Source organism: Mucilaginibacter sp. PAMB04168, from assembly GCF_039634365.2.
Classification (GTDB): Bacteria; Bacteroidota; Bacteroidia; order Sphingobacteriales; family Sphingobacteriaceae; genus Mucilaginibacter.
The window spans coordinates 3,195,165-3,208,103 of sequence record NZ_CP155079.2 but is presented as its reverse complement, the minus strand read 5'-3'; the positions used below and the strand labels follow the sequence as shown (position 1 = coordinate 3,208,103).

The window sequence follows — 12,939 nt, the reverse complement described above, 5'->3', positions numbered from 1 at the left end:
AGTCAAATACAAATAAATATCATGTTGAATACCTTAGGTGAAGTACAAGCAGCACCTCATGAAGGCAGGATCAAAACACTTGATTCTATGCGCGGATTAGCGTCGCTCACAGTGTTGCTGGGCCATGTTTTGGCTAGTATTTTCCCAAATGGTAATTTTTGGCTTGACAAAACTCCTTTGCACATTATAAGCTCGTCGCATGAGGCTGTTGTGTTTTTCTTTTTGCTAAGCGGCTATGTGCTAACTTACCAGTATGCAAACAAAAGTTTTGAGTACAAGTCTTTCCTCATTGGGAGGGTAGCTCGTATATATATTCCGTACATAGTAGCGGTATTATTAAGCTTAGTGCTCTACACATTTTTTAAAGACAATGCACCTGTGCATTACAACAACTTTTTGAAGTCGCAGTGGCAATTTACTTACTCAAACAGTTTATTAGTTGACCATATACTTTTGGTCGGAAACTTTAAAACCGATACTATAAATACCGTTATTTGGTCATTGGTGCATGAAATGAGGGTGGCCATCTTATTTCCGGTGTTGTTACTGATCTTAAAGCTTAACTGGCGTATCGTAATTTGCCTTAGTTTGTTGGTAAGTGTGTTAGCTGGTTTTGCAATAGTACATGGTGTTAATCCTTCGGCTGGTTACAACAATAGTTATGTGTACACCTGTCATTATTTCTCCATGTTTTTAATAGGGGCATTGCTAGCCCGTTACCAATCGTTTATCATTAGTAGGTATCGGTCTATACCCAAGCTAATAAGGAATGCTATGTTAGTTACAGCTTTGCTAGTTTACACTACATCGCACCTAACTTTCAGTGTACTGCATGTGTTGGGAGCTGGTGCCATACTCAAATACAGTTTCCTGATTAGTGACTGGTTAACCAGTATCGCTTCTTTTTATTTAATGGTGGCAGCTATTGCTGTTGCCGGTACAAAACATTGGGTAGAGTCAAAGCCGCTGGTAAAACTTGGTAAGGTATCTTACAGTTTATACCTCGTTCATTTACCCGTGTTGTACGTAGTATACAAATTGATGCCGACAGCGCCTTTTGAGCTTGCTTTAGGTATTGGTACGGTGCTTTCGCTTTATTTATCAACCATTTTTAATAAGTTGGTAGAGTTGCCTGCCGCCAAACTCGGCAAAAAGGCAATCCATTTGCTATCCAGGTACACTATAAGGGTTGCTTAAAGGCAGTCTCACTGCCTTTAAGTCTATACTATAGCCCAATTATAATGCTTTGATATCGCTAGCCGCTCAGGCTGCGCCCCAATCATTGCAGATACAGCCGATCTCCTTAACCTTAAATAGCCAAAATGAAAACGTTGATTTTAGTACTGATTGCTAATTTATTTGCGGGTATTTGCCTGGCGCAAACCGTGCTATATAAAAAAGATGGTATTGCAGTTTTGTATAAAAATGAAACCCTTAAAAAAGTTTATTGCAGCGATGCCAAAAAAGACATTTACCTGGTGGAGTCTTCGGTTTATATATTAAATGCCACCGGAAGGAGCGCTTACTTCAGTGGGGCTGTATTTACACCAGAAGAAGCAATGATAAGTGGAAACTGTGTATCACAGGGCGATGTAGATTCTTTAGGCGAATATTTAACTTATTTTGATGCCGCCTTGGTAAAAGGTAAAAATAAAATAGTTAAGGTTTCCCGATCGTGGGTTTTAACCCCCGATTATACACCCGACTGGAGCATTAGCAAGATCGATTTCGGTAAAATTGAGCCCTATAGCTTTGTAAATAAATCAGGGCTTAAAAATCTATAGTAAGTGGCCGACCCAGTTGTTTCAAATCCCTTTAAAGCATATAATAATACAGTTAATATCCGCTGTATTACTTCAAAATATAATTGCGCTCACAGCGCTCTATCCTGAAAGCCCATACATTCTTATACAGAAAACCATTTATAAAACCACTTAACCTTAAATTATGAAAGCAGTAATACTTGCGGGAGGTTTAGGAACAAGAATAAGCGAAGAAACAGGCGTCCTTCCCAAACCCATGGTCACTATTGGTGGCAAGCCAATACTCTGGCACATCATGAAAATCTATTCTTACCATGGCATTAACGATTTTATTATTTGCACCGGCTATAAAGCCCACGTTATAAAAGAATATTTTGCCCAGTACTGCCTCAATAATTCAGATGTGACATTTGATATGGCTGCAAATACAGTGCAGGTGCACAACAACAAAACGGAGCCATGGCGTGTAACAGTTGTATACACCGGACATAACACGCTTACCGGCGGTAGGCTGAAAAGAATCAGAGATTATGTGGGCGACGAAACCTTCTGTATGACTTATGGCGATGGCGTAAGCAACATAAATATTGCTGAATCAATACAATTTCACAAAGCACAAGGCAGATTAGCGACGTTAACCGCCGTGCAGCAGCCCGGCAGATTTGGAGTTTTTAACCTGCAGCCCGGCGAAAACCAGATTAACCGTTTTCATGAAAAGCCCAATCACTCTGATATGCCCTGGATTAACGGAGGTTACTTTGTTTTGGAGCCTGAAGTGTTTGATTACATACCAGCAGAAGATGTGATGTGGGAACATGAACCGCTTGAATATCTTGCTCAGCATCACGAGTTATCGGCTTATCGGCATACCGGTTTCTGGCAACCTATGGATACTTTAAGAGACAAATCCATCTTGGAGGAACTTTGGCAATCTGGTAAAGCCCCTTGGTTCCATATGCTTAAAGCCCAAATGCAAAAAGTTTTCTATTTAACATTAGTCTTAGATACAATCCTTAACTAAAATGAAAATACTGATTACAGGTAACATGGGCTATATCGGTCCCGCTGTGGTAAGTCAGCTGCGGGAAACCTATCCGAGTGCAATGTTAATTGGATGTGATATGGGATATTTTGGTTCTTGTTTAACTAACACAACCACATTACCCGAAAATAAATTGGATATGCAGGTATTTGGCGATGTAAGGAAATTGTCGCCGGAGGTTTTGCATAATGTAGATGTAATTGTCCACTTGGCAGCCATCTCTAATGACCCAATGGGTACCCGATACGAAGAAGTGACTATGGATGTGAACCATAAGTCTAGCGTTGCCATAGCTAAGGCGGCAAAAGCTGCTGGTGTGAAGGCATTCATATTTGCGTCGAGCTGCAGCATGTACGGCGCTGCAGAAGGCGGCCCCCGAACCGAGCAATCGGCACTAAATCCACTCACTGCATATGCACGTTCAAAAGCGCTGACCGAGCAGGACTTGAAACCCTTAGCCGATGACAGTTTCACTGTTACATGCCTGCGCTTTGCCACTGCTTGTGGCATGAGCAGCCGTTTGAGGTTAGATTTAGTATTAAATGATTTTGTGGCCGGAGCTGTAGCGGGAGGCAAAATAAGTATTTTGAGTGATGGCAGCCCTTGGAGACCACTGATACATATCAAAGATATGGCCCGTGCAATTGATTGGGCTGTGAGTAGAAATCCGGATAGCAGCGGAACGTTTTTAGCTGTTAATGCCGGTTGCAATGAGTGGAACTACCAGGTAAGACAAATTGCGTATACAGTTGCAGAAGTAATTCCTGAAACTACAGTAACCTTTAATCCGGATACACTGCCAGATAAAAGATCTTATAAGGTAGATTTTAATTTATTTAAGTTGTTAGCGCCCCATCATCAGCCGCGTTATACACTTCAACAAACGATACAAGAGCTGCATGAGGGATTACTTGCCATGAACTTTGCTGATAATAATTTTAGAAACTCATTATCAATGAGGTTGAAGGTCCTAACGCATCTTCAGGATCAGGATCTGATAAATCACAAACTGGAATGGACCTGCAAGACAGCTGAATCTTCATCATCTAAAGTTAAAGCAGCTTAATTATGATTTTTACTGAAACGAAATTAAAAGGTGCATTTGTAGTAGATATAAATCGTTTGGAGGATGAACGTGGTTTTTTTGCACGGTCGTACTGTAAAACCGAGTTTGAAGCACATGCTTTGAATACAAACCTGGTGCAATCTAACGTCAGCTTCAACAAAATAAGCGGCACCTTACGTGGCATGCACATGCAGAATGAGCCTCATGCCGAGACCAAGCTTGTGAGATGTACAAGCGGTTCGATATTCGATGTTATAGTAGATCTGCGTCCCGAATCAAACACTTTTAAGGAATGGATAGGGGTGGAATTAAGTGCAGAGAATTACCGTATGCTTTACGTACCCGAAGGTTTTGCGCACGGTTTTTTAACCCTTGAAGATTGTACAGCGGTTGCTTATCAGGTAACCCAGTTTTACCACAACACTGCCGAACGGGCCTACCGTTGGGATGATCCTGCATTCGGTATTTCCTGGCCCTTTAAGCCGGTACTCGTTTCGGAGAAAGACAAGGCTCATGCACGGTTTGATGAGAGGGTACTCGCATGGGGTTCACAATAGAATTCCATCAGTTATTAAAAATACAAGGTTTAAATGATAATAGTTGATACGGCGCTGGCAAAGCGCCAGGCCGAAAACAACCCTATAAAGGTTGCTATGGTTGGGGCCGGTTTTATGGCCAAGGGCATAGCGCTCCAAATTTGTAATTATTCGCCCGGTATAGTGCTGGTAGCAATCTCAAACCGTAATCCGGAAAAAGCGAAGCAGATTTACGAGCAAGCAGGCGTATTGGATGCACAGGAGGTAAATACAGTATCGGAGCTGGAAGCAAATGTACGTAACGGCGTATGCAGCACAACCGATAATGCTATGTTGCTTTGCCAGGCCGAAGGCATTGATGCTATAATAGAAGTTACAGGAGCCGTAGAATTTGGTGTTAACGTGGCGTTATGCGCTATCGAGAACAAAAAGCATTTGATTTTGATGGATGCCGAAGTGGACGGAACCGTTGGCCCGATACTTAAAGTATATGCCGACAAAGCCGGCGTGGTGTACACCAATGCCGATGGCGACCAGCCCGGTGTTCAAATGAATTTATACCGGTTTGTAAAGTCCATAGGGGTGAAGCCCATTTTATGCGGCAATATCAAGGGGCTTCATGATCCGTACCGTAACCCAACTACACAAGAGGGCTTTGCCAAAAAATGGGGGCAAAAACCAGCAATGGTTTCTTCATTTGCCGATGGTAGCAAAATTTCGTTTGAACAGGCCATTGTAGCTAATGGTACTGGTATGCAGGTTGCCAGGCGCGGTATGCTTGGCCCTACAGTACCAACTGGCACCCCGCTAAAGGATATTGCGAATGTTTACCCCATTGAAAAACTACTGGAAGGTGCGGGTATTGTGGATTATGTTGTTGGCGCTGAGCCTGGTCCGGGTGTATTTGTTTTAGGAACACATGATGATCCGGTACAACGTCATTATCTTAACTTGTATAAATTGGGTGAAGGCCCGTTGTACTTGTTTTATACGCCTTACCATTTATGCCATTTCGAAGTTCCGCAAACGGTTGCACGGGCTGTACTTTTTAACGACGCTGCCTTAACACCTATTGGAAAGCCTTACGTGGAAGTTGTGGCCGCTGCAAAACAGGATCTGAAAGCCGGTGATATAATTGACGGAATAGGACATTATATGACATACGGTTTATGTGAAAATGCTGATGTCGTGGAACTGGAGGACTTGCTACCAATAGGTGTAGCAGAGAATTGCATATTAAAAAACGATGTGCCTAAAGATCGGGTTCTTACTTACAAAGATGTTATTCTACCTGTCGGCAGAACTGTTGACCGACTTAGAAGCGAACAGAAAAAATACTTCCAACATGAATTAATAAATCATGTTAACAGCTAAAAGTTAACAGCATGGGCATGAGTTGTTATGAATGCCGAACGTGTTAGTAACAAATGCTTGATCTTAATACGTTGTGGATTTGTAATGATCTCTTCTCACATATGCTCAATCTATTACACAATGAATTAAAAGGGCAATAATTTTCAAATATGTATGTAATTTTAGGTAGCCAAGACATGGGTAATAATTTTTCAGCCCCATGCTCTTCCTAAAACCAATTAGTTCGAATAGCCTTTAAAGTCTTTCAATACATTTCCGCCTCCATGGGTTAATAAGTGATTAGCTCGAATACCTCAGTAACTTTATACGAAGACGTCATATTTAGCTGGAATCGCAAAAAGGTTTCCCTATTTTGATAAGCCTTTCTGCAGTGTAGTTTTATTTGAATGGTTAAGTAATCCTTATTTGTTTAACAACAAACAATCCAAATCATGAAATGCAGATTTTGTAAAACAAAGCTTTCACACGTTTTTATCGATCTTCAGCAATCCCCTGCTTCTAACTCGTTTCTTACACAAGAGCAGCTTGGCCAGCCCGAAGCGTTTTATCCACTAAAGGTATACACTTGTCACCATTGTTTTTTAGTGCAAATAGCAGAGTACAAAAAATTTGACACCATATTTGATAATCAGTATGTCTACTTCTCTTCATATTCGTCCAGCTGGTTAAAGCATGCAGAGCAATATACAGAGAGCATGATTGACCGATTTGGATTTAACGCTGCTTCTCAGGTTGTTGAAATTGCTTCGAATGATGGGTATCTGCTGCAGTATTTTAAAGAACACAACATACCTGTTTTAGGTATCGAACCAACCGGCAACACTGCCCAGGTAGCCATAAGTAAAGGCATTGAAACTATTATAGAGTTTTTTGGGACAGAGCTGGCCCGAGAGATGGTAAAAGATGGAAGAAAAGCCGATTTGTTGATTGGAAATAACGTATTGGCACATGTGCCCAACATATTAGACTTTGTTGCCGGATTGAAGTTGGTTTTAAAAGACGACGGCGTGCTTACCATGGAGTTTCCTCACCTCATGCAGTTGGTTGAAAACAATCAATTCGACACCATATATCATGAGCATTTTTCCTACTTGTCGTTTCATACCGTAAAGCAAATATTTGAATCGCAGGGATTTGAATTGTTTGATGTGGATGAGATACCAACCCATGGAGGCTCATTGAGGATCTATGCCAAGCACAATTATGATAAAAGCAAGGCAATATCAGCCAACGTCCGTACGCTGCTACAAAAGGAAGCGAGTAAAGGCATGACCACGCTTGAGTATTATAATAATTTCCAGGAGAAAGCCATTAGGGCGAAAAGCCTGTTCAATAACTTTTTGTTGCAGCAGAAAATTGCCGGTAAAACAGTTGCCGGTTACGGTGCAGCAGCAAAAGGAAACACGTTTCTAAATTATTGCGGCGTAGGCGATAATCAAATATCCTTTGTAGTTGATGCCAATCCGTATAAGCAAAACAAATATCTGCCGGCCAGCCACATCAAGGTTGTCGACGAAAATTATCTGGAAGATCAGAAACCCAATTATATTGTGATCTTCCCATGGAATATAAAAGAAGAGATTGTAAAAAACTTAAGTTATGTTGAACGGTGGAACTGCAAGTTTGTAGTGGCCATACCATTTCTAACAATATTAGATGAAGTGCAGTCAATGCTGATTTAACCTATATAAGCAGATCTTTAAGCACAATCTTCCGCATTTACTTAAAAATACCCACCACCAATTCTCAAGTGAAAACATATCGTCTTGACGCTTGATACTATTAGCCGAGTACGCGAGCAGGGGAGGTAGTGCTGTCTATAAAGCATACGGTAGCCCCGTTTCGGCAATTATGCGATAACATAGTCCTCGTTGCTGCCATCCGGAAAGATATTACCTAGTTAAACAATAGTACCACTTTTCAGGGTGTCAATGTGTCGGTTCGAGTTACGATTTAACAAGAAATCCGGGCTTGCGCAAAAAGATCAAAATTCGTCGGCTGTGCTTCTGCTGTCCACATAAGGGGAGCCTTTAAAATGAATTACCTGGTTAGCAGCATTTATGGCAAAGGTCCATTCAGATGTCTGATCCTCTTTCTCAGTTTTTATGTCTTCGCAACCAAATGTAAAATTGATATCCAGCACCACTCTAAAACTGCCTTCACCCGAATTGCGGTCATAAATCACCCTGTCGAATTTCATGGAAGTAACCTCAGGCGATCCACTAAAACGATACTCACGTTGAATCTCATACTTAAGCTCGTTATAGGGCGAGGAGCTTTGAGCAAACAGGTCGGCTAGATACTTAGCCATGTTTGTATCTGCATCAGGTAAAGTGATAATGTTAACGTCGAAGCCGTTCATGGTTTTTATTTATCGTCTTTCTTTTTAAACCGGTACTTTAACCATATTACATCATTTTCCAATTGTTCAGCTTTTTGAAGTTGCATTAAAGCGGCCGGACTTTTCTGCAAGAACTCACTTACCTCAAATGTTGTGGGCGATTTTAGCGTACCGTCTGCAATTGGGAGCAGTAATAAGCTTAGCTCATCAATCAATCCTGCGTTTAATAAAGAACCGTTCAAATGGCCTCCGCCTTCTGCCATCAGCGTTTTTATAGGGAACAATTCTCCCAGTTGATCTAACGCCAACTCGAAATCAAGTTCTTTCTCGCCCGCAAAAATGTACGAAATGCTTTTTCGTTGCAGGTAGTACAGATATTCATCGCTAACCTTTTCTGTAAGTACTTGAACAATATGGTCGCCTCCGGTTGTGTTGCTGTCCCATCCTAATTTTCCATGGGCATCTATTGCTATGGCAAATGAAGTCGCGTTCTTATCCCCAATAAATGATATTCTGGAAATAGGTTGGTCGGGCGTTATAAGCTCGGGTTTAACTCCTCCCGAAAAATCTCTCTCCATTGTCACACGACCACACATCCAGGCCTCGCTTTCAAAAGTATCGTGATATTTCTCAAAAAAGCCTGAATAAGTGTCAATAAGTTGTTGATCTCCCCAATTGGCCGAGATAATCCTACCATCCACGGTAGACATCATGTGGCAAATTACATATGGTTTTTTCATTTGTTTAGTGCGTATTAGTGCTAACAACACGGCTCATGTATTACTTGTGTGTATGACGAAGTAATATTTTTATCTTTGCATACAATTTTCCTAATTAAATACGAGCGGTTAAACCATGGCAAAGAAACGTATACTTTTAATTGAAGACAGTGACGACATCCAGGCAATTGTACAACTTATACTTGAAGACGAAGGTTACGAAGTAGTTGCAGCAAACCCACGCCCTGTAACTGAATGGATAAATGACAATGCCGATTTAATTGTATTAGATGAATGGATTAATGAACAGGAAGGCCATATGCTTTGCCGTGAGATAAAAAAGATGCAGATACTGAAGCATGTGCCGGTTATTATTTTTTCGACTGCACCCAACATTGAAGCCATTGTAGAAACCTGTGGAGCCGAAGGCTTTGTACGTAAGCCATTTGATATTGATGACTTGTTAAAAGAAATTAACCGCTGCCTTTATAAAAAAGGTTCATCTAAAGTTACGCTTATATAAACAATAGATTATGGCCGCTTATAATAGGTGGTTAAATTAACGGTTACTTGTTCCAACATATAGCAACCAATCAATTTTAGTTAGAGCTTTTACCATCAAAATTATCAGCCTCGCTTTTTGCCACAATCTCCCGGATAATGCAGTCCAGATCGGCAGCAGATTTATTTAAGCACGATAATAGTCTGCTTCTTGTACACTCCTCGGTTTCCGGCTCATTAAATAAATTTATTAGTCCCATAATTCGGGCAACGGGAGCCCGAACCAAATGTGCCTGCGTCCAGGCGATTTCCTTAAGCTGTACGTTTTGTGCTTCAATTTGTCGCACATACTGCGTGCTTTCGGTAACATCTCGTAATACACCAATCATCCGCACCGCCTGGTTTACTTCATTCCGTATAATGTAACCGTTCTCTTCCACGTAAGCATAATCGCCATTAAGCCTTTTTAGCCGGTAAGCTGCTTTCCAATTATTTTGACTGCTGGCAAGCAATGCCTCATGCAAGTCCTTTTCTAATAAAGTAACATCTGCCGGATGCACCAGGCTCGACCACTTAGACAGTGGAAAATTTGCAACTTCCTCATAGCCAAATAGGCGAAAAAAAGCATCACCCCATCCAATATGGTCGTTTTCTATATCCCAGTCATAAATAACATCGTTGGTTGCTTTGTTAACATAAGCGTAAAGTTCATTGCTTAGTTTAAGTTGCTGGTGCTTTTGCCTTAGTTCTATTTCAGCTATATGCAGCGCTGTAATATCTACAGACCCTTGTACAATATACTGTACCGTTTCATCATCATTTAATAGGGGGTAGGTGTCTACACTCCAATATCGGGCAGCAATCGGATTGTCTTCACACAAAGAAAGATCATACCTATGCTTTTCTATCCGGTGTGGCTTTTTGTGTTGTAATACATAGGTAAACGCATTCCGTATATTCATAGTCCGGCTACCGTCATCCTCGTTATTGGGCGGAAACGCCTCGAAAAAACCTTGCCCAATCAGGTAGGAGCGAGTGGTACCCGTGCCAGCTAAAAAAGCATCGTTTACTGCTTCAATGGTAAAACGGGGTTCATCAGGCCGTAAAATAAGGCTTGCAGTAGGTAAGAAATTGTAAAATGATGCGATGTCTACCAGAGTATCCATTAATTATAGCACAAAAAAGAGGTTGATGCTAAGTTTTATAACTGCCTGGTTATACGGAAAATTCCGGCGAAGGTTATGATATAGATATCTTATTATATATATAAGGATAGATTATGTAATAAACAGAATGGGATGTGCTTTATAAGATCAAAAACTAATGACCGACTTTACTGAAAGCAGCGTTTTAGAAAAAGAAAGGGGTTGAAGGGTAGGGAGTTAAGGGGGATGTAACACAAAAAGAGAAGAAAGGTTTTATAAAAAGGAAAAAAGCGCTACCTTTGCAACCCGCAAACGAAGGAATGCGGTCAGTACATTGAAAAAGGGCGAAGGGATGTTGAAGCATTGAAAGATGCGTCAGCAGGAGATCAGGAGAGAGGCGGATAGCCAATCGGGGCATCACAAAAAACTTTAAAAAAAGTTTTGGGGATGTCAAAAAGATTTCTACCTTTGCACTCCCAATCGCAATGATCGGGAATAGATTGAAAAGCGGCACAGGGATAAGAAAAACGGCGAAAAGCGGTTTAAGGAGTCTCAAAAAAATTTAGAAATAAATTTTGGAGAAATCAAAAACTTAGTTACCTTTGCACTCCCAAACGGAACGAAAGCGAAAGCGGACGGAAAGCGAGGGGAAACAAAAAGCAAAATCACTCATCGCTAGGATGAGCAGATATAAAAAGCGGAACCGTGACGGGGAAGCGATAAAGTTCTTTTAAGAAGTAACATGTAGCGTAGCGGGAGCGATAACTTAAGGTTATCGACTCTATCAAAAAAAAGAAAACCTTTCGAAATTGGAGTTACACTGAATACTGTATAAAGATATACAAATAATCAGATTTCTATTTTGAGTAATAGGGTCTGGATACAAACAAAACATTTTACAATGGAGAGTTTGATCCTGGCTCAGGATGAACGCTAGCGGCAGGCCTAATACATGCAAGTCGGACGGGATTGGGGAGCTTGCTCCCCATGAGAGTGGCGCACGGGTGCGTAACACGTATGTAACCTACCGTTGTCAGGGGGATAGCCTCTCGAAAGAGAGATTAACACCGCATAAAATCACAGTGCAGCATTGCATAATGATCAAATATTTATAGGACAACGATGGGCATGCGGGACATTAGCTAGTTGGCGGGGTAACGGCCCACCAAGGCGACGATGTCTAGGGGATCTGAGAGGATGACCCCCCACACTGGTACTGAGACACGGACCAGACTCCTACGGGAGGCAGCAGTAAGGAATATTGGTCAATGGAGGCAACTCTGAACCAGCCATGCCGCGTGCAGGAAGACGGCCCTACGGGTTGTAAACTGCTTTTGTACCGGAATAAACCTTTCTTCGTGAAGAGAGCTGAATGTACGGTAAGAATAAGGATCGGCTAACTCCGTGCCAGCAGCCGCGGTAATACGGAGGATCCAAGCGTTATCCGGATTTATTGGGTTTAAAGGGTGCGTAGGTGGCCTATTAAGTCAGGGGTGAAAGACGGTAGCTTAACTATCGCAGTGCCTTTGATACTGATGGGCTTGAATACAGTTGAAGTAGGCGGAATGTGACAAGTAGCGGTGAAATGCATAGATATGTCACAGAACACCGATTGCGAAGGCAGCTTACTAAAGTGTGATTGACACTGAGGCACGAAAGCGTGGGGATCAAACAGGATTAGATACCCTGGTAGTCCACGCCCTAAACGATGAATACTCGATGTTGGCGATATACGGTCAGCGTCTAAGCGAAAGCGTTAAGTATTCCACCTGGGGAGTACGCCCGCAAGGGTGAAACTCAAAGGAATTGACGGGGGCCCGCACAAGCGGAGGAGCATGTGGTTTAATTCGATGATACGCGAGGAACCTTACCCGGGCTTGAAAGTTAGTGAATGATCCAGAGACGGATCAGTCCTTCGGGACACGAAACTAGGTGCTGCATGGCTGTCGTCAGCTCGTGCCGTGAGGTGTTGGGTTAAGTCCCGCAACGAGCGCAACCCCTATGTTTAGTTGCCAGCATTTAAGGTGGGGACTCTAAACAGACTGCCTACGCAAGTAGAGAGGAAGGAGGGGACGACGTCAAGTCATCATGGCCCTTACGTCCGGGGCTACACACGTGCTACAATGGATGGTACAGAGGGCTGCTACCTGGCAACAGGATGCCAATCTCTAAAAGCCATTCACAGTTCGGATCGGGGTCTGCAACTCGACCCCGTGAAGTTGGATTCGCTAGTAATCGCGTATCAGCAATGACGCGGTGAATACGTTCCCGGGCCTTGTACACACCGCCCGTCAAGCCATGGAAGCTGGGGGTACCTGAAGTATGTAACCGCAAGGAGCGTCCTAGGGTAAAACCGGTAACTGGGGCTAAGTCGTAACAAGGTAGCCGTACCGGAAGGTGCGGCTGGAATACCTCCTTTCTGGAGCAGTATTCAGTACCAAGTAACACGAGC

General features: G+C 42.3%; 11 protein-coding genes and 1 rRNA gene. 9 read left to right on the top strand and 3 right to left on the bottom strand.

Annotated features, from left to right (window positions below; genetic code table 11):
* The first annotated feature begins 21 nt into the window (after positions 1-21).
* The 7 genes from ABDD94_RS13610 (at position 22) to ABDD94_RS13580 (ending at position 7,463) form a co-directional block, all read left to right on the top strand.
* A complete protein-coding gene (locus tag ABDD94_RS13610) occupies positions 22-1,197 on the top strand; it encodes an acyltransferase (protein WP_345952705.1) in 1,176 nt (391 codons plus the stop codon).
* 125 nt (positions 1,198-1,322) lie between these two features.
* Positions 1,323-1,784, top strand: coding sequence for a hypothetical protein (locus ABDD94_RS13605; protein WP_345951544.1), 462 nt, complete (start codon positions 1,323-1,325; stop codon positions 1,782-1,784).
* Between the two features lie 163 nt (positions 1,785-1,947).
* On the top strand, positions 1,948-2,784 hold the full coding sequence (gene rfbF, locus ABDD94_RS13600) for a glucose-1-phosphate cytidylyltransferase (protein ID WP_345951545.1): 837 nt from the start codon (positions 1,948-1,950) through the stop codon (positions 2,782-2,784).
* Position 2,785: 1 nt separating this feature from the next.
* Complete coding sequence (locus ABDD94_RS13595; protein ID WP_345952704.1) at positions 2,786-3,871, top strand: SDR family oxidoreductase; 1,086 nt, start codon at positions 2,786-2,788, stop codon at positions 3,869-3,871.
* Between the two features lie 2 nt (positions 3,872-3,873).
* Entirely contained in the window at positions 3,874-4,428 is a 555-nt protein-coding gene (rfbC, locus tag ABDD94_RS13590; protein ID WP_345951547.1) for a dTDP-4-dehydrorhamnose 3,5-epimerase, read from the top strand.
* Between the two features lie 33 nt (positions 4,429-4,461).
* Positions 4,462-5,781 carry a Gfo/Idh/MocA family oxidoreductase gene (locus ABDD94_RS13585; RefSeq protein WP_345952703.1) on the top strand — a complete coding sequence of 440 codons (1,320 nt, stop codon included), beginning with the start codon at positions 4,462-4,464 and terminating at the stop codon, positions 5,779-5,781.
* Between the two features lie 431 nt (positions 5,782-6,212).
* Positions 6,213-7,463, top strand: coding sequence for a class I SAM-dependent methyltransferase (locus ABDD94_RS13580; protein WP_345952702.1), 1,251 nt, complete (start codon positions 6,213-6,215; stop codon positions 7,461-7,463).
* 302 nt (positions 7,464-7,765) lie between these two features.
* Here ABDD94_RS13580 and ABDD94_RS13575 read toward each other — a convergent pair whose 3' ends face one another.
* A complete protein-coding gene (locus tag ABDD94_RS13575; protein ID WP_345952701.1) occupies positions 7,766-8,143 on the bottom strand; it encodes a hypothetical protein in 378 nt (125 codons plus the stop codon).
* A 5-nt stretch (positions 8,144-8,148) separates the two neighbouring features.
* Positions 8,149-8,862, bottom strand: a complete 714-nt coding sequence (locus ABDD94_RS13570; RefSeq protein ID WP_345952700.1) for a RibD family protein — start codon at positions 8,860-8,862, stop codon at positions 8,149-8,151.
* A 115-nt stretch (positions 8,863-8,977) separates the two neighbouring features.
* On the opposite strand from ABDD94_RS13570, the gene ABDD94_RS13565 reads away from it, so the two are divergent.
* Complete coding sequence (locus tag ABDD94_RS13565; protein ID WP_345951552.1) at positions 8,978-9,364, top strand: response regulator; 387 nt, start codon at positions 8,978-8,980, stop codon at positions 9,362-9,364.
* Positions 9,365-9,440: 76 nt separating this feature from the next.
* Here the strand turns inward: ABDD94_RS13565 and ABDD94_RS13560 are convergent, their stop codons facing one another.
* A complete protein-coding gene (locus ABDD94_RS13560; RefSeq protein WP_345952699.1) occupies positions 9,441-10,508 on the bottom strand; it encodes a PAS domain-containing protein in 1,068 nt (355 codons plus the stop codon).
* An 877-nt stretch (positions 10,509-11,385) separates the two neighbouring features.
* Here ABDD94_RS13560 and ABDD94_RS13555 point away from each other — a divergent pair.
* A 16S ribosomal RNA gene (locus tag ABDD94_RS13555) occupies positions 11,386-12,906 on the top strand.
* Positions 12,907-12,939: the final 33 nt, after the last annotated feature.